We start from the raw sequence: 17,397 nt of genomic DNA on the forward strand, positions 1-17,397 counted from the left end.
CAACCGCTCCCCGGATGGCCGGAGAAGAGCGCACGCACGGGCGCACGGCCACACGGCGGGGGCACGCCGCGACGGTCCGTATGTGCACCCGTACTGCCGTACGGACCACAATCCCGCCAACCGGAACAATGCCCCTTAACGCTTGGGATCCGGCGAACTACGCTGGGTTTACGAATGCCGCGTGGTTATGCCACCGCGGCAGCCGTCTGTGTCGAGGGGTGGCGCAATGTCCAGGGAGCAACGCGGGCCGAACGAAAAGCTCGGCGCCGTTCTCGCCCTCGCGGGAATCAGCAACGCAGGACTCGCACGACGCGTCAACGACCTCGGCGCGCAACGCGGGTTGACACTTCGCTACGACAAGACGTCGGTGGCGCGCTGGGTGTCGAAGGGCATGGTGCCGCAGGGCGCCGCGCCGCACCTCATCGCGGCCGCCATCGGCCAGAAGCTCGGCCGCCCGGTGCCCTTGCACGAGATCGGGCTGGCCGACGCGGATCCCGCGCCCGAGGTGGGCCTCGCCTTCCCCAGGGACGTCGGCCAGGCGGTGCGGTCGGCGACCGAGCTGTACCGTCTCGACCTCGCCGGCCGCCGGGCCGGCTCGGGCGGCATCTGGCAGTCGCTCGCGGGTTCGTTCGCAGTGAGCGCATACGCAACGCCCGCCTCGCGCTGGCTGATAACCCCGGCCGACAGCTCGGTGGCGCGCGAGGCGCTCTCCGCGGAGGGCTCCGGCGCACCGATCAAAGTCGGCCACAGCGATGTGCAGAAGCTGCGGGAGGCCGCGGAGGACGCCAGGCGCTGGGACTCCAAGTACGGAGGCGGCGACTGGCGTTCGTCCATGGTGCCGGAGTGCCTGCGGGTGGAGGCGGCGCCGCTGCTGCTCGGGTCGTACTCCGACGAGGTCGGGCGCGCGCTGTTCGGGGCGAGCGCCGAACTGACCCGGCTGGCCGGCTGGATGGCCTTCGACACCGGTCAGCAGGAGGCCGCGCAGCGGTACTACATCCAGGCACTGCGGCTCGCGCGGGCGGCGGCGGACGTGCCGCTCGGGGGGTATGTGCTGGCGTCCATGTCGCTCCAGGCGACATATCGCGGGTTCGGCGACGAGGGTGTCGATCTCGCGCAGGCCGCGCTGGAGCGCAACCGGGGGCTGGCGACGGCCCGGACCATGAGCTTCTTCCGGCTCGTCGAGGCACGGGCACACGCGCGTGCGGGCGACGCACATGCGGCGGGCGCGGCGTTGAAGGCCGCCGAGGGGTGGCTGGAGCGGGCCCGGGACGGTGATCCGGACCCGTCGTGGCTGGGGTTCTACTCCTACGACCGGTTCGCCGCGGACGCCGCCGAGTGCTACCGGGACCTGAAGGCGCCGCGTCAGGTGCGCAGGTTCACCGAGCAGGCGCTGTCCAAGCCGACCGAGGAGTTCGTGCGGTCGCACGGGCTGCGGCTGGTCGTCTCGGCGGTGGCCGAGCTCGAGTCCGGGAACCTGGACGCGGCCTGCGAGCAGGGCGTGCGGGCCGTGGAGGTCGCCGGGCGGATCTCCTCCGCCCGGACCACCGAGTATGTGAAGGATCTGCTGCACCGGCTGGAGCCGTACGGGGACGAACCCCGCGTGGTGGAGCTCCGGGAGCGGGCCCGCCCGCTGCTGATGGCTCCGGCGTAGGGAGCACGCCGGTCCTCATGGCTCCGGCGTAGGGGGCAGACGCCGGTCCTCCCCGGGTTTAAGGGCTCTGTCAGTGGTGCAGTGCACTATCGACGTGGGAGGTGGTGTCCGTGTCTTTGGGGATCGCGTACGACTGCGACGTGCTGGTGATCGGCGGGGGGATCGTCGGGCTGTCCACCGCGTTCGCGATCTCCCGTGCCGCGCCCGGGACCCGGGTGACCGTGCTGGAGAAGGAGCCGGGGCCCGCACGCCATCAGACCGGGCGCAACAGCGGGGTCATCCACAGCGGGATCTACTACCGGCCCGGCTCGCTCAAGGCGCGCTACGGGGTGCGGGGCGCCGCCGAGATGGTCAAATTCTGTGCGGAGTACGACATTCCGCACGCCGTCACCGGCAAGCTGATCGTCGCGACCGAGCGGGAGGAGCTGCCCCGGCTGCACGCGCTCGTGCAGCGCGGCCGGGAGAACGGCATTCCGGTCCGCGAGCTCGGAGCCGCGCAGATCGCGGAGTACGAGCCGGAGGTGCGCGGACTCGCCGCCATACACGTGCGGACGACCGGGATCTGCGACTTCGGCGCCGTCGCACGGCGGCTCGGAGAGGCGTCCGGGGCGGAGATCCGCTACGGCGCGGAGGTCGTCCGGATCGACCGGCGGGCCGGTCTCGGGGTCGCCGTGCGGACCGCGCGCGGGGACGTCGTGCGCGGGCGGGTGCTCGTGAACTGCGCCGGGCTGTACTGCGACGAGATCGCCCGGATGACCGGGGACGAGCCCGAGGTGCGGATCGTGCCGTTCCGTGGCGAGTACTACGAGCTGGTGCGGCCCGATCTGGTGCGGGGGCTGGTGTATCCGGTGCCGGATCCGGCGTTCCCGTTCCTCGGGGTGCATCTCACCCGGGGGATCGACGGAGGCGTGCACGTCGGCCCCAACGCGGTGCCGGCGCTGGCCCGGGAGGGGTACGGCTGGGGGATCGTACGTCCCCGGGAGGTCGCCGGGACCGTGGCGTGGCCCGGGGTGTGGCGGATGGGCCGCCGGCACTGGCGGTACGGGGCCGGGGAGCTGCGGCGGTCGGTGTCCAAGGGGGCGTTCGTGGAGGCGGTGCGGCGCATGCTGCCCGGGGTGGAGGCGCAGGATCTCGTGCGGGCGGGGGCGGGAGTGCGGGCGCAGGCGGTGCTGCGGGACGGCGGTCTGGTGGACGACTTTCTGATACGGGAGGGGGAGCGGGCGATCCACGTGCTGAACGCGCCCTCACCCGCGGCGACGGCTTCCCTGCTGATCGGCAGAGAGGTGGGCCGGAGGGCGTTGGGTGTGCTCGGGGCATCGTGATCGACCCGCTCGCGCACGGTGGGACCCGCTCCAGCGGGACCGACTCGGGCGGCCGGACGGCACCCGTAAAATCGATCCCACTGTGTCTGACTCGTTGAACTCCCCCGAAGCCCCCCGGTCCGCCTCCGCCCCGCGGCATCTTCCCGGTGTGTCCGTGCGGCACACCCGGGCCAAGGGGGAGCCGCGGTTTCCCGACGGGCCCAAGGCCGATCCCGCCGGGTCGCACTTCGAGCGGCGGATCCGGAGTTTCCAGCCGCGGCGCAGCCGGGTGACCGCCGGGCAGGCCGACGCCCTGCAGCGGCTGTGGCCCCAGTGGGGGCTGGACATCGACGGGCAGCGGGTCGTCGACCTCGCCGAACTGTTCGGCGACGACCGCCCCGTCGTGCTGGAGATCGGCTTCGGGATGGGCGAGGCCACCGCGAGGATGGCCGCCGCCGACCCCGACACCAACATCCTCGCCGTCGACGTCCACACCCCCGGCCAGGGCAATCTGCTGGGCCTCGCCGACCGCGGCGGACTCCGGAACGTCCGGGTCGCCAACGGCGACGCGATCATCCTGCTCCGCGAGATGCTCGCCCCCGACTCCCTCGACGGGCTGCGCGTCTACTTCCCCGACCCCTGGCCCAAGAAGCGGCACCACAAGCGGCGGCTGATCCAGCCGGAGTTCCTCACGCTCGCCGCGTCCCGGCTCAGGCCCGGCGCGATCCTGCACTGCGCGACCGACTGGGAGCCGTACGCCGAGCAGATGCTCGACGTGCTGAGCGCCCACCCCGACTTCGACAACACCCAAGCCGACGGCGGGTTCGCGCCCCGGCCCGACTTCCGGCCCCTGACCCGCTTCGAGGGACAGGGACTGGACAAGGGCCATGTGGTGCACGACCTGCTCTTCCGTCGGGTCCAGCACCGCTGACCGATCCCCGCCCCGCTCCCGGCACCATCGCGGGCGCGGCCATCCCTCGTTAGGGTCGATGCCGTGGCCATCAGTCCCCCGTACCCGTCGTACCCGACACCCCCCAGCGGTCCCGCCGGTGACGGTGCTCTTCGGCACGCGCACTGGTGGCAGCGCCGATGGGTGCGGTACGGCGCCCTCATCACCCTGCTCGCGATATCCGGGCTGGTCATTCTCGCCCTCGTGCGGGAACAGACCGGCACCCAGGGCTTCCTCGTCGGGCTCGGGCTCGCCGTCCTGCCCGTACCGCTGCTCATAGCCGCCTTCCGCTGGCTCGACCGGGTCGAGCCCGGGCCCTGGCGCAATCTGATGTTCGCCTTCGCCTGGGGAGCCTGCGCGGCCGCGCTCATCGCGATCGTCGCCAACAGCTTCGCCACCAAGTGGATCGCCACGTCCACCGCCGATCCGGCCAGCGCGGACACGCTCGGTGCGACCGTCATCGCGCCCATCGTGGAGGAGTCCGCCAAGGCGGCCGCCATCCTCCTCGTCTTCCTGTTCCGCAGACGGGACTTCACCGGGATCGTCGACGGCGTGGTGATCGCCGGCATCACCGCCACCGGCTTCGCCTTCACCGAGAACATCCTCTATCTCGGCAACGCCTTCGGCACCGACCAGGTCACCGGCGACAGCGGCATCGCGTCCGTCACCGCCGCCACCTTCTTCGTGCGCGTGATCATGTCCCCCTTCGCGCACCCCCTGTTCACCGTGCTCACCGGCATCGGCTTCGGCATCGCCGCGCTGTCCGCGGAACGGCAGCGGGCGCGGCGGATGCTGCTGCCGCCGGCCGGGCTGCTGCTCGCCATGGGCATGCACGCCCTGTGGAACGGCTCCGCGACCTTCGGCGGGCTCGGGTTCTTCGCCGTCTACGGCGCTTTCATGGTGCCCCTGTTCGCGGTCCTGACCTGGCTGGTCATCTGGACGCGGCAGCGGGAGCTGCAGACCGTGCGCGACGAGCTGCCCGCCTACGCCCTCGCCGGATGGCTGACCCCGGGCGAGCCGGTCGCGCTCGGCTCGATGCGGGCCCGGAAACTCGCCCGCGAGCAGGCCAAGCGGCAGTACGGGAAGCAGGCCGCGCGGGCCGTCGCCGAGTACGAGGCGTACGCGACCTCGCTGGCGTTCCTGCGGCACCGCGGGCGGCTGGGCAATGCCGGCGCGGACTTCGTCGTACGGGAACGGGAGTTGTTGCAGGAGCTGTGGCGGCGCCGCGAGGTCGCCCGCCCGGCCCTCGACTACGCGGCGCGGATCGTCGCGCCGATGCCGGTGCCGGTGGTGCCGTGGCATGGCTACGGGTACCGGTACGGGCAGCCGGCGGCGCCGTATCCCGCGTACAACCCGTATCGCACGTGAACCGGTCTGGACCGAGCGGGCGGGAGGCTTACGCCGATGCCCGCGTCAGGCGGTCCAGTTCGTCGTTCGTCAGGTTCAGGTCCGCCACCCCCAGCAGGGCCGGGAGCTGGTCGGGGACGCGGGCCGAGGCGATCGGGGCCGCCACGCTCGACTGGGCCGCCAGCCAGGCCAGGGCGACGGTGGCCACCGGGACCTCGTGCGCCGCGGAGATCTCGTCCAGGACGGTCAGGACACGGACACCCCGGTCCGATGCGAGATACCTGCCCGCACCCTGGGCCCGGGGGCTGTCCACCGTCGTACCGGGGCGGTACTTGCCGGTGAGGAAGCCCGACGCCAGGGCGTAGTACGGCACCGCGGCCAGGCCCTCGCTGACGGCGAGGTCCTGCAGGGCGCCCTCGTAGGTGTCGCGGGAGACGAGGTTGTAATGGGGCTGGAGGGCCACATACCGGGCGAGGCCCTCCCGGTCGGAGAAGTCCAGGGAGGCCCGCAGCCGCTCGGGGGTGATGTTGGAGGCGGCTATGTGGCGCACCTTGCCCGCCCTCACCAGCTCGTCCAGCGCGCCGATGATCTCCTCGACCGGGATCTCGGGCTTGTCGAAGTGGGTGTAGTACAGGTCGATGCGGTCGGTGCCCAGGCGGCGCAGGGACGCCTCGGCGGCCGCCTTGATGTTGGCCGCGGACAGGCCCGGGAAGTCGGGGTGCTGGCTGACCTTGGTGGCGATGATGATGTCGTCGCGGTTGCCGCGGGCCCGCACCCAGTTGCCGATGATCGTCTCGGACTCGCCGCCGCTGTTGCCGTCGACCCACGCGGAGTAGGAGTCGGCGGTGTCGACGAAGTTGCCTCCGGCGGCCGCGTAGGCGTCGAGGACGGCGAAGGAGGCCGCCTCGTCGGCGGTCCATCCGAAGACGTTGCCGCCGAGGGCGAGCGGGAAGACCTCAAGGTCCGAGGAGCCGAGCTTGCGCAGAGAAGTCATGCTCAGCTGCAACGGCCGTACCGTGAGCCGCTATTCCGCTATTCCGCTCTTCCGACAGCGGGGCGTGGCTCAGGGGTTGAGGCCCTTGCCACGCAGCCAGGCCATCGGGTCGATGCCGTCGGACTGGCCGTCCGGGTGGACTTCCAGGTGCAGGTGCGGGCCGGTCACGTTGCCGGTCGCGCCCACGCGGCCGATGACGTCACCGGTGCCGACCTTCTGGCCGACGCTCACGCTGATCGACGACTGGTGGCAGAACCACAGCTGGGTGCCGTCGTCGAGGGTGAGGATCGTGCGGTAGCCGTAGGAGCCGGCCCAGCCCGCCTCGGTGATCGTGCCGCCGTGGATGGCCTTGATCAGGGTGCCGGTGGGGGCGGCGAAGTCGAGGCCGGTGTGGTAGCCGGAGGACCACATCGAGCCGGCCTGGCCGAAGGTCGAGGTGATCGTGTACGACGAGGTCGGCAGCGTGTACTGCTTGGCCAGCGCGGCGAGGCGCTCGGCCTCGGCCTTCTTGGCGGCCTCCGCGTCGGCCTGCTTCTTCGCGGCGGCGGCCGCGGCGTCGGCCTGCTGCTTGGCCTGGGCGGCGGCGTCGGCCTCCGCCTTGGCCGCGGCGGCGTCGGCGGCGGCGAGGGTCTTGGTGTCGACCTGGGTCTGCTGCGACTCGGCCTGCGCCATGATCCGGTTGCGCAGGGCCTCGCCGGCGTCGGCGGAGCCCTCGGCGCTGTCGTCCGCGGTGGCGGCGAAGCTGCTCAGGGTCGGCGCGCTGTCCTGGGGCTCCTCGTCGTCGGAGATGAGGGAGCCGACGGAGGGCAGGTCGGGAAGGGAGATGGAGACCGGCGGCTTGCCGGTGTTGGCGCTGGCCATGCCGCCCGCGCCGACGGCGGCGATGACGCCGACGCCGAGAACCGTGGAGCTGCGGGCGAGTCCGCCGCGCTGCTTGGCGACGCGGTGCCGGCCACGCACGGGGCGAAGGGAGTCCGCGGTGGGGTTCCACTCCTCCCAGGGGCCCTCGTCGGTGCGATAGCTGCCGTAGCCGAAGGTCTCGGTGACCCGCGGAGTCGGCGCGAGCGGGGCTTCTGGGGCAGGCCGGTTGGACGCCACGCGGGCGTACTCCTTTCCTTCCGTCGCCTACCGGGTTAGCTGACGGGTTCGGAGCGGGAAGGTCTCCTACGCGCGTAAACCGGCCGTTGTCGCACGGCGGTGTCCGCGTGATTCACCCCAAGGTGGTGGTTCCCCGGTTCCCTTGCGGGATTCGGCGCGTGCGCACGGAGCCATCTCTTGTGACGGCTGGGACGACCGCGCTGCGTTATCGAACGTTAATAGACCTGGGGGCCGGTTTCCAAGCTGTTCGACTTGATCAACTACATTTTTGGCCTGGACTTTCATGCCAGGACCGGTGAAAAACGGGCGAGTTGACCCGGCATCGAGGCCGCATCAGGAGTCTCACGGTTTTTGATGGTGACTCAGATGTTATGCGGAGGGGCGTCGCACGGTCACGATGCGTGAGGAGGAGCCGGTCACGGCACGCGCTGAGAAAACACCGAGGGCCGGAACCCTTTTCGGATTCCGGCCCTCGGCCTTCAGTAGCGGGGACAGGATTTGAACCTGCGACCTCTGGGTTATGAGCCCAGCGAGCTACCGAGCTGCTCCACCCCGCGTCGGTGAAACCAGCATACGTCATGCGGGGGACGGAAAGCGAAACGGCTCGGTGAGGCGCGGGTCACGCCGGGAGACAGCGGGCGCGCGGGGTGGACGACGGGGGTGAGCCGGTCACCCCAGGAGGTGCGCGTTCGGCCTCTTCGCGGTGGGCTCGTGCTCCGGGAGGACGACCACCTCGACGCCCCGCGCCGCCAGCAGCCCGCTTCCATCGGCCGCCGTGACGAACGTGTCCGGCTCGCGCCAGGCCGTCACCACCCGGCGTACGCCCGCCCGCAGGATCAGTTCGGCGCACGGTGCGGGGCGGGAGGCGCGGTGGGCGCAGGGCTCCAGGCTGCTGTAGACCGTCGCCGTGGGCAGCCGGGGGTCGGCGGGGTCGATCTTGGCCAGGGCCGCCTCCTCGGCGTGGACCACCGGGTCGCCGGACTCGCGGGAGTGGCCGCGGGCCAGTTCGGTGCCGTCCGCCGCGACGACCACCGCGCCCACGCTGAACGCGGTCGGGGAGGGCGGGCACAGGTCCGCCAGCTCGCAGGCCACGGCCAGCCAGTGGTGGTCGGCGGCGTGGGCCAGCGGGCCGGGACCGGGGGCGGTCGGCTCGTAGCGCATGAGGACCACGTCCTCGATCCGGCGGGTCTCCACCAGGCGCAGTCGGCCCGGCTGGTAGGCGCCGGGGCCGAAGAGGCGGGGGGCGTCCGGCGTGCCGACGAAGAGGGGGGCCAGGACCAGCTGGAGTTCGTCCGCCAGGCCCTCCTGGAGGAGCTGGGTGTGGACGGTGCCGCCGCCCTCGACCATGAGCCGGCGGACACCCCTGGCCTCGTACAGGTGCTCCAGCAGGGGGCGCCAGCCCACCTCCGGGCCCAGCGCGACCACGTCCGCCGCGACCGGCGTCCGGCTCAGCCGCTCCGCGCCCTTGTCCGTCGTACAGACGAGCTTGTCGCCGCCCGTGTGCCAGAAGTTGGCGGACGGGTCCAGGTCGCCCGAGGCGCTGACGGTGACCTTGAGCGGGTACTCCGGGCGGCCCTCGGCCACGCGGGCGGCGCGGCGGTCCGGGGAGTTGACCAGCAGGCGCGGGTTGTCGGCGCGGATCGTGCCGGCGCCGATCAGAATGGCGTCGACGGAGGCGCGGACCTCGTCGACGCGGTCGAAGTCGGCGGGGCTGGACAGCAGCAGCCGGTCGGGGCCGGTGTCGTCGAGGTAGCCGTCGAGGGAGACGGCGGCGGACAGCAGGACGTACGGGTACGGCATCGGCGCGGCTTCCCTCGGGCGGTGGACGGAACACGGTCTTGGTTCAAGTTTGAAACAAACCTACACTGGAGGCATGACGACCCGCTGGCTCACCCCCGAGGAGCAGCGCGCCTGGCGCGCGTATGTCGCCGGCTACCTCCTGCTCGACGACGCGATCGACCGGCAGCTCCAGCAGGAGGCCGGCATGCCCCATCTCTACTACTCCATCCTGGCGAATCTCTCCGAGACGCCCGAGCGGCGGCTGCGGATGACCGATCTCGCGGAGTCGCTGAAGATCACCCGCAGCCGGCTGACGTACGCGGTGACCCGGCTGGAGAAGGACGGGCTGCTGCGGCGCGAGGACTGCCGCTGGGACAAGCGCGGCAGTGTCGCGGTCCTGACGGACGAGGGCATGGCGGTCCTGGAGCGGCTGGCCCCCGGCCATGTGGAGACGGTCCGCGCCGCCCTCTTCGACCGGCTCACGCCCGAGCAGGTGCGGCAGCTGGAGGAGATCTTCACGCAGGTGGTGGCCGGGTTCCAGGGCGAGGGCGAGGCGGCGCCGGAGGAACTGCCGTGGCGGAGGCGGTCCACTCCGTGTTCGGGCTCGCAGTGAGCGGCTCACGGTGATCCGGACCACAGAGGGCGGGCCGGGCCGCAAATCGGTTGCTTCAACTTTAAAGCATGGGTAGGGTCTCACCCGGCGCACTGCTTCAAATCTGAAGCAGCTGCCGGTACCGACCGCCCTCGCCCCGGGAGACCCGCATGCCCGACACCCCCGCCGCCACCCAGCGCGCCCGCGTCCGGGTACCGCTGCGCTTCCACGACGGCTACTCCGTCGACGCCGAGCTGGTCACCTTCCACGGCCTCGCCGACGGCCAGGAACACGTCGCCGTCGTCCTCGGCGAGCCCGCCCCGGGCACCACCCCGCTGGTCCGGCTGCACTCCGAGTGCCTGACCGGCGACGTCTTCGGCTCCGCCCGCTGCGACTGCGGGCCGCAGCTGCGCGAGGCGGTGGAGCGGATCGCGCAGACCGGCGGCGTCCTGCTCTACCTGCGCCAGGAGGGCCGCGGCATCGGCCTCTACAACAAGCTGGACGCCTACGCCCTCCAGGACCAGGGCCTCGACACCTACGAGGCGAACGCCGCCCTCGGCCTCCCCGAGGACGGCCGCGACTACACCGCCGCCGCCCAGATGCTGCGCGCCCTCGGCATCGAGGAACTGGACCTGCTCTCCAACAACCCCGACAAGGCGGGCCAGTTGCGGGACCTGGGCATCGACGTGCGCGACCGCGTCCCGACCGGCGTCTTCACCACCCCGCACAACGTCCGCTACCTGCGCGCGAAGGTCCTGCAGACCAGCCACACACTGCCGCTGGGCGAGCTGACGGAGCTGAGCGCGGGCTGAGGCGGCTTCTCGGGCCCACCGCGGCCGGAACACGGCAGTGCCCCGACCAGGATTCCGAACCCTGGTCAGGGCACTGTCGCATGTCGGGTTCTCACATTAGTCGGAGCGTGACGCGCGGCGACGCGTGACGACCACCGCACCCGCGCCGAGTGCCACGGCGATGCCGCCCGCGAGGGCGAGCTGCGGCAGGGCGGAGGACGAACCCGTCCGGGCGAGCGTGCCCGTCGAGGTGGTCGTGGTGGACACCGGCGCCGTGGAGGTGCCGCCCTGCGGCTTGCTGCCCGACGTGCGCGGCGCCGTACCGGGCTTCGCCGTGCCGCCGCCCTTGGTGCCGGCGGCGACGAGCTCGAACTCGTAGGCGCTGAGGTCCGGCGTGCCGCCGCAGCTGCCGTCGTCGTTGAGGTAGTCGCCCGCGGTGAGCGCGACGCCCTGACCGACCGGTGCCGCGGCGTTCACGGTCAGCCGCAGCTTGACGTCGGCGTGGGCGCCGGCCTTCAGCGGGCTGATCGCGTCCGCGTAGCCGTCCCGGTCGAGGTTCTTCCACGCCGGGGACGCGGCGGTGGACCACTGCAGCTTCAGCAGGTGGTCGAGGTCCTTCATGCCGGTCGTGTCGGTGGCGTGCACCGACACGTACGGGTAGACCTCGTCCAGGGTCCGCTTGGTGTTGTTGGTCAGCCGCATCGCGAAGGCGACCCTGGTGCCCGCGGCGATCTTGCCCGGCAGGCCGGAGACCGAGACGCCGAGGCCGGGCTCGGCCACGCACGGCTCGTCGGTCCCGGCGTCCGCCTTGGCGTCGGCGAGGGCCTTCTCGGCGGCCTTGAGGGCGGCCTCGGCGGCCTTCAGGGCCTTCTTCACGGCGTCGTACTTCCGGGCCGCGTCGACCCGCGCGTCGTCGCGGGCCTTGTCGGCGTCGGCGTACTTGGTGTCGGCGGCGGCCTTCGCCGCGGCGGCGGCCTCGGCCTGCTTCTTCGCCTCGACGGTGGCCCTGAGGGCGGCGACCCGCTCGTCGTCCGTGGCGTTCGGGTCCGCCATCACGGCGTCGACGGCGGCCTGCGCGACGACGACCGCGTCGTCGGCGGCGGTCTTCGCCGTGGCGGCGGCCTCGGCCTGCTTCTTCGCCTCGGCGGCGGCGACGGCGAGCGGCGCGGTGTCCGAGAGCTCCGTCTCAAGGACCTGGCGGGCGGTGGCCTCGGCGGCGACGGCGTCGTCGTACGTCTTCTTCGCGGCGGCGACCGCCTTCTCCAGTTCCTCGATGGACGGCGTCGAGGACGACGCGGACGTGGAGGTGGTGTCGGCGAAGGCGGGACTGGCGGCGAGCATCACGACAGGGGTGGTGACAGCGAGGGCGACAGCTGTCGCGAGAGTGCGACGAATCTTCACGAATTCCCTTTTCTGGCGCGGAAGAACAGGAATGGATGCGATGGATCGCGGGTGCGGCCGCGACATCTGTCGCTGCGTCAGAACCCCGTGATCTCACGCGCCTTGGCCGACGAGTGGCGCGTCACCGCCGCCGACTGGGTGATCGTATTACCATGATGCGTGCAACAGGCACCGGTTATATCCCGCCACCCCCCGAAAGGCACGGAATCACCCATTCCGGGCCCCACGGAAACGGGCAAACAACGCAGTTGCTCTCGCTTCTTGGGAGTTTTCTGTGAGCGTTGTCATCTTCCGCGCCGGGGCAACGGCCCGCGCCGGAAGCGCCCCTGGCCGAAACACAGCACACCGCCCGAGCCGCCGGGGCCGTGGCTGGCGCATGCGCCCGACGACGCCGAAGCGCCCCGACCAGCCGGAGCCGGGCGAGGCGCTTCCTGGCAGGTCAGGGGCCATATGCCCCGCCTGCCACCGGTAGGCCGTGTGGGACTCGAACCCACAACCAATGGATTAAAAGTCCACTGCTCTGCCAATTGAGCTAACGGCCCGAGTGATGTTGCCTCCCCGAGCATAGCCGGAGCGGGCCGTGTCTCCGATCGGGTATCGGGGACACGGCCGGGGTGATGTGCGCAGGTGGCGCAAAGCTCAGGGTGCGGGCGCCCGGGACGCCTCGCGGGCGCGGGTGCGTTCGTGGTCGGGGTTGAGGAACCAGTACCGGGCCGACGCCAGCCACCAGGCCGCCGCGAAGCCGAGGACGGCGAGGACGGCGACGGGGGCGTAGTTGAAGGTCTCCCAGGTGACCGGGGAGACCTGCGGCAGCATGAACAGCACGGTGATCACGCCGACCCAGCCGACCGACACGAGGCCGATCACCCGCGACCAGCGGCCCAGATGCCAGGGCCCGTGTTCGAAGGCGTCGCCCTTGCGCAGGCGCAGCAGGGTCGGGATGACGTAGGCGACGTACAGGCCGATCACGGCGATCGAGGTGACGGCGGCGTAGGCGGTGTAGTTGATCAGGTACGGCAGGCCGAGGGCGAGGGCGCCGGCCGCGGCCAGCCAGACCGCCGCGACGGGGGTGCGGGTACGGGGGCTGACGGTGTGCCAGACGTGGGAGAAGGGCAGGGCGCCGTCGCGCGAGAAGGCGTAGATCATGCGGCTGTTGGCGGTCACCGAGGCCATGCCGCAGAAGAGCTGGGCGCCGATGACGACGAGCAGCAGCAGTTTGCCGGCGGTCGCGCCGAGCGCGTCGAGGAGGATCTGGGCGGGTGGCGCGCCGGTGGGCGAGGAGAGGGCGCCGTCGTAGGACTGGATGGCGTAGGTGAAGCCGAGGAGGAGGACGAAGCCGGCTATCCAGGAGGTCCAGATCGAGCGGACGATGCCCTTGGGTCCGGCGGTCGAGGCGTCGTGGGTCTCCTCGGTCATGTGGGCGGAGGCGTCGTAGCCGGTGAAGGTGTACTGGGCCATGAGCAGGCCGAGCAGGACGACGTAGAAGCCGCTGCCCCATCCGGTGTTGTTGACGAACTCCCCGAAGACGAAGGACGTCGACTGATGGCTGTCGGGGACGAAGGCGAGCGCGCCGACGATGACGCCGACGCCGAGCACGTGCCACCACACGCTCACGCTGTTGAGGAGGGCGACGATGCGGACGCCGAAGGTGTTCAGCAGGCCGTGGAGCAGCAGGATCGCGGCGAAGAGGAGGACCGTGCGGCCCTCGGTGACCCGGAAGTCGAACTGGAGGTTGAGGTAGGCGCCGAGGAAGGAGGCGGCGCCGAAGTCGATGCCGGCGGTCACGGCGACCTGGCCGAGGACGTTGAACCAGCCGGTGAACCACGCCCAGGCCGCGGCGGAGCGGGGCGGGGCGAGCCGGTGGGCCCAGAAGTACAGGCCGGCCGAGGTCGGGTACGCCGAGCAGATCTCGGCCATGGACAGCCCGACGAAGAGGGTCATCAGTCCTACGGCCACCCAGCCCCAGGTGATGACGGCGGGGCCGCCGGTGTTCATGCCGAACGCGTACAGCGTCAGGCAGCCGGAGAGCACCGAGATGATCGTGAAGGAGACCGCGTAGTTGGAGAACGCCGACATGCGGCGGGCAAGGGTCTGTGTGTAGCCGAGCTGGGCCAGCCGTTCCTCGTCCGACAGCCCGGCCTCTCTGGCGTCGTTTGTCATGCCCCCAGCGATTCCCTCGCCGGGGGCGTGACATGCATCACAGGGTGGCCGGAAAGGGCTCTTGGGTCAGAAAAGACCTTTGTAGTTCTGCCACCCGGCGCCGATCTTGACGCGCGGGCCGAAGGTGCCGGTGCCCGTGCCGTTCTGCCGGTACAGGTTGCCGCCGGTGTCCCGGGCGACGAGGTCGGCCTTGCCGTCACCGGTGATGTCCCCGGCGCCGACCACGGCGTTGTACGTCCCGCCCCAGCCGGAGAAGAGCTTCACTCGGGCGGAGAAGGTGCCGTCGCCCCGGCCGATGTACCGGTAGAGGTTGTTGGAGGTGTCCTGCGCGAGGAGATCCCCGATGCCGTCACCGTTGAGGTCACCGACGCCGATGATCTTCTTGTAGGACTTCCAGTTGTCGTAGAGCTTCACGGGAGCGGCCAGCTCGCCCGCGCTGGTGCCCTTGTACAGATAGACCTTGCCGGTGGAAGGGTTGCGGACGATCAGGTCCGGGCGGCCGTCCCTGGTCACATCACCGGGCGAGGTCAGGACGTCGAACTGGGTGAAGCCGCTCGTACTCAGCGTGATGTACGGGGACGAGGGCCGCACCGCGCCACCGCAGCCCGTGCTGTACCGCCGCAGCGCGCCGCTGCTCAGCCGCACCAGGACGTCGTTGCACCGGTCGCCGGTCAGATCGCCGATCGGCACCGCCTTGATGCCGCTCGGCCAGCCGGTCCCGCTGACCTGGCCGGAGAACGTGCCCTGGCCGGTGCCCTGCTGGTAGGTCAGGACGCCGGTGGAGGGCATGGTCAGCATGTCACCGACACCGTCCGGCTTCGAGCCGGGACCCACGTAGTCGTGGGGGACGGCGGCGCTGCTCACCATCCGTACGGTGCCCGGCACTTGGAGGGGGGCACCGACGCCGTCCGCCGGCGTGACCGTCAGCGTCCAGTCGTACGAGCCGTTGGGGAGAAGGTTCCCCGACGCGTCGCGGCCGCTCCAGATGACGTTCAACGCACCCCGCGCGGCACCGCCGTCCGTGCCGCCGACGCGCTTGCCCGTCGTCCTGCTGAGGACGTCCAGCGTCCAGCTCGCTGCCGGCTTCGACAGGAGCACGGACGTGAGAAGGAAGTCGCCGGCGGTTCGCTGAGCCGTGCTCTGCGCGGGCTCCAGCAGCCGCAGCGGCTCCTGCGGAACGCCGGACGGCACCAGGTGCACCCGCTCCTGGTCGTCGACGTAGGCCGCGTTCGCCCCGGCCTCGTCCACCGTCCAGCGCACGCCGCGCTGCGAGACGCCGGTATCGGGCAGATCTCCGATGACCCGGCTCGCGGACGTGCCGCCCGTGACCGTCGTCAGCGTGAGCTTCCCGGCCTGCTTGTCGTGCGTGACCACGAACCCGTCGCCCAGCTGCGCCTCGCCTACCGGCACGGGCACGGAGGCGCCCGCCGTACGGTCGTAGACGCCGGCGCGCCCGTCACAGGTCCAGTAGAGCCAACGGCCCAGCGCCTGAAGGTCGGTGGGGGTGCAGCCGGCGTCGGTGGTGAGGGTCTCGGTGGTCTTCTTCGCGCTCAGGTCGTACGCGGTGACACTGCCCGGGGTCGTGCCGAGCGTCCAGAGGGTGTCACCGGAGAGGGCGGCGGGGCCGGGGGTGCGGGTGACGGTCGGGGCGCTGGTGCTGGCGATGCGGTAGACGGACTGCTGGGTCGCGGTCGTATGAATCACATAGCGGCCGGAGACATCGGTGATCCGCCCGCCCGCGGGCACGGTCCGTTCCCTGAGCGGGTAGGCGGCCCCGGCGCTACTGAGCCGGTCGCTGTTCGTCGCTGTGTCGTGCTCCAGCCAGACGAGCTCCCCGTCGGCGGCGCCCCAGATCTGGGAGCAGGCGACGTCATCGACTGCGCAGTTCCCGACCATGCCCCCGATCAGGAAGGCGGAGGCCGGGCCGAAGGCCGGCGTGCCGGTCGGGGCGACCGTTCGCTGGTGCGGGGTCCGCATGCCCCCGCCCGCGACCGGGCCCACCTGGTCGGTGACCACCAGCTGGCCATGGTCCAGCGACACACCCTGGATCTTGAGCGGCGGCTTGGGCAGCGTCTTCACCTGGGTGACGACCGGAGTGCCGTCGGGGCCGGGCTGGATGCGCTGGACGCCCCAGTCGTCAGCGGTGTCGGAGGTGCGGCCGATGACGACGGCGGTGCCTCGGGGGCCGTTGGCCACGCCATGCGCCGACCAGGTCAGCAGAGTGACGCCGGCCCCACCCGCGAGAGGCTTGGCGATCACTGGTCCCGTGCCGGTGGGCTGGTTCAGGATCCAGTCGCCCACGACGGCGAAGTTCCCCCCGTCCGTGGAGAAGGATCCACTGCCCGGATGGACTTCGACGGGCCCGGCGGACAGGTCGGCCGTGTCGTACGCCAGGACGACGTGCTGGCGGAGGTTGTAGAGGACCAGGTGGTCCTCGGTCACCTTCGCGTAGAAGTACTTCTCGGCGCGCGGTGGGGTCCAGCCGATTACCTGTCCGGTCCGACGGTCGACCTGAACGGTCAGGTGCTGTCCGTCCTTCGTCGCCTCGAAGAACAGCGCGGACGCGTTGCCGCCCAGTGGGATGTCCAGCGTCGTGCCCTCAGGGATGCCGGTGATCGGTACGTCACGGGTGGTGCCGTCGTCATTCGGGAGCAGCAGGTGCTTCTCCCACTTGTCCGTGGTGTCGTCCCCCACCCAGGCGTCCGTGACCGCCAAGTCGTCGTACGCGGTCTGGATGAAGCTGTCCCACGGGGCCTGGAGGGTACGGGTGGTGCCGTCGGCGGCGTTCCGCAGCTCGACCCGGCCGGGGTCGCTGCCGGAGGCATCGTAGTAATAGGCAAGAGTGTCACTGCCGGTCACGCTCCGCCTGTCGTACCCGGTCGGCCTGACGACTTTGGTGGACGTGCCGTCCGAGTACCGCATCCAGACCGACCCGGAAGCGTCCAGGTCGAGGAAGACGCCCTCGCTTCCGGCCCCGCCCTGCGCGTAGGGGTCGACCCCCCACACCAGCCAGGCCCCCTGATAGTTGCCTTCCAGAGCCGCCGGAACCACCGTCTCCTGTGCCGGGTCCGCGGCCGCGTTCGACGTCGGCAGCAATGGGCTCAGGCCGGCCGCGAGGACCGCCGAGGCGGCGATGAGGCGCAGGCGTGCATGGGCAAGACGGGGCAAGTAGACCCTCCCTGGAACAGAGGCGGGACGTGCACCGCTTCCTGGTGCCATGGCCCCCCGGCCGTCGCATCCGCCTCAGAAGTGAGCCGATCGTATCGCCCGAACACAGGCCCGGAGTAAGGGGTTTCCCCTTCTCGCTCCCTGTCTCGGCCTCTACGGAAACGGC

At 71.3% G+C, this 17,397-nt stretch carries 12 protein-coding genes, 2 tRNA genes and 1 riboswitch; of the genes, 6 read left to right on the forward strand and 8 right to left on the reverse strand.

Translation table 11 applies throughout. The annotated features are described in order from the left end of the window. Positions 1–226: 226 nt before the first annotated feature. The 4 genes from ACZ5NW_RS13005 to ACZ5NW_RS13020 all read left to right on the forward strand — a co-directional run bounded on the left by ACZ5NW_RS13005 (position 227) and on the right by ACZ5NW_RS13020 (position 5,269). A complete protein-coding gene (locus ACZ5NW_RS13005) occupies positions 227–1,651 on the forward strand; it encodes an MFS transporter (protein WP_468743892.1) in 1,425 nt (474 codons plus the stop codon). A gap of 101 nt (positions 1,652–1,752) precedes the next feature. After that, positions 1,753–2,973: an L-2-hydroxyglutarate oxidase gene (lhgO, locus tag ACZ5NW_RS13010; protein ID WP_468743893.1), complete on the forward strand. Its 1,221-nt coding sequence runs from the start codon at positions 1,753–1,755 to the stop codon at positions 2,971–2,973. A gap of 82 nt (positions 2,974–3,055) precedes the next feature. After that, on the forward strand, positions 3,056–3,883 hold the full coding sequence (trmB, locus tag ACZ5NW_RS13015) for a tRNA (guanosine(46)-N7)-methyltransferase TrmB (RefSeq protein WP_468743894.1): 828 nt from the start codon (positions 3,056–3,058) through the stop codon (positions 3,881–3,883). Positions 3,884–3,946: 63 nt separating this feature from the next. Then, positions 3,947–5,269, forward strand: coding sequence for a PrsW family intramembrane metalloprotease (locus ACZ5NW_RS13020; RefSeq protein ID WP_468743895.1), 1,323 nt, complete (start codon positions 3,947–3,949; stop codon positions 5,267–5,269). A 28-nt stretch (positions 5,270–5,297) separates the two neighbouring features. Here ACZ5NW_RS13020 and ACZ5NW_RS13025 read toward each other — a convergent pair whose 3' ends face one another. The 4 genes from ACZ5NW_RS13025 to ACZ5NW_RS13040 form a co-directional block, all read right to left on the reverse strand. Continuing rightward, positions 5,298–6,242, reverse strand: coding sequence for an aldo/keto reductase (locus ACZ5NW_RS13025; RefSeq protein ID WP_468743896.1), 945 nt, complete (start codon positions 6,240–6,242; stop codon positions 5,298–5,300). A gap of 69 nt (positions 6,243–6,311) precedes the next feature. Then, positions 6,312–7,340: a M23 family metallopeptidase gene (locus ACZ5NW_RS13030; RefSeq protein WP_468743897.1), complete on the reverse strand. Its 1,029-nt coding sequence runs from the start codon at positions 7,338–7,340 to the stop codon at positions 6,312–6,314. A 7-nt stretch (positions 7,341–7,347) separates the two neighbouring features. Further along, positions 7,348–7,507, reverse strand: a riboswitch (cyclic di-AMP (ydaO/yuaA leader). A 316-nt stretch (positions 7,508–7,823) separates the two neighbouring features. After that, a tRNA-Met gene (locus ACZ5NW_RS13035) sits at positions 7,824–7,897 on the reverse strand. Positions 7,898–8,009: 112 nt separating this feature from the next. Then, positions 8,010–9,140: a dihydrofolate reductase family protein gene (locus ACZ5NW_RS13040; RefSeq protein WP_468743898.1), complete on the reverse strand. Its 1,131-nt coding sequence runs from the start codon at positions 9,138–9,140 to the stop codon at positions 8,010–8,012. A 73-nt stretch (positions 9,141–9,213) separates the two neighbouring features. Here ACZ5NW_RS13040 and ACZ5NW_RS13045 point away from each other — a divergent pair, with 73 nt between their 5' ends. Further along, positions 9,214–9,732, forward strand: coding sequence for a MarR family winged helix-turn-helix transcriptional regulator (locus ACZ5NW_RS13045; protein ID WP_468743899.1), 519 nt, complete (start codon positions 9,214–9,216; stop codon positions 9,730–9,732). A gap of 149 nt (positions 9,733–9,881) precedes the next feature. Continuing rightward, positions 9,882–10,523, forward strand: coding sequence for a GTP cyclohydrolase II (locus ACZ5NW_RS13050; protein WP_468743900.1), 642 nt, complete (start codon positions 9,882–9,884; stop codon positions 10,521–10,523). Between the two features lie 96 nt (positions 10,524–10,619). On the opposite strand, the gene ACZ5NW_RS13055 is transcribed toward ACZ5NW_RS13050, so the two are convergent. From ACZ5NW_RS13055 to ACZ5NW_RS13070, 4 genes are all read right to left on the reverse strand, one after another. Continuing rightward, entirely contained in the window at positions 10,620–11,903 is a 1,284-nt protein-coding gene (locus tag ACZ5NW_RS13055; RefSeq protein WP_468743901.1) for a peptidase, read from the reverse strand. Between the two features lie 469 nt (positions 11,904–12,372). Further along, a tRNA-Lys gene (locus ACZ5NW_RS13060) sits at positions 12,373–12,445 on the reverse strand. Between the two features lie 97 nt (positions 12,446–12,542). After that, positions 12,543–14,063, reverse strand: coding sequence for an amino acid permease (locus tag ACZ5NW_RS13065; protein ID WP_468743902.1), 1,521 nt, complete (start codon positions 14,061–14,063; stop codon positions 12,543–12,545). A 66-nt stretch (positions 14,064–14,129) separates the two neighbouring features. After that, complete coding sequence (locus tag ACZ5NW_RS13070) at positions 14,130–17,231, reverse strand: FG-GAP repeat domain-containing protein (RefSeq protein ID WP_468743903.1); 3,102 nt, start codon at positions 17,229–17,231, stop codon at positions 14,130–14,132. Between the last annotated feature and the right edge of the window lie 166 nt (positions 17,232–17,397).

This window comes from Streptomyces sp. NPDC032126 (genome assembly GCF_055580085.1).

Coding starts and splice junctions, on each gene's coding strand:
- ACZ5NW_RS13005 (WP_468743892.1), top strand. CDS start 227: ATGTCCAGGGAGCAACGCGGGCCGAACGAAAAGCTCGGCGCCGTTCTC.
- ACZ5NW_RS13025 (WP_468743896.1), bottom strand. CDS start 6,242: ATGACTTCTCTGCGCAAGCTCGGCTCCTCGGACCTTGAGGTCTTCCCG.
- ACZ5NW_RS13040 (WP_468743898.1), bottom strand. CDS start 9,140: ATGCCGTACCCGTACGTCCTGCTGTCCGCCGCCGTCTCCCTCGACGGC.
- ACZ5NW_RS13045 (WP_468743899.1), top strand. CDS start 9,214: ATGACGACCCGCTGGCTCACCCCCGAGGAGCAGCGCGCCTGGCGCGCG.
- ACZ5NW_RS13050 (WP_468743900.1), top strand. CDS start 9,882: ATGCCCGACACCCCCGCCGCCACCCAGCGCGCCCGCGTCCGGGTACCG.
- ACZ5NW_RS13065 (WP_468743902.1), bottom strand. CDS start 14,063: ATGACAAACGACGCCAGAGAGGCCGGGCTGTCGGACGAGGAACGGCTG.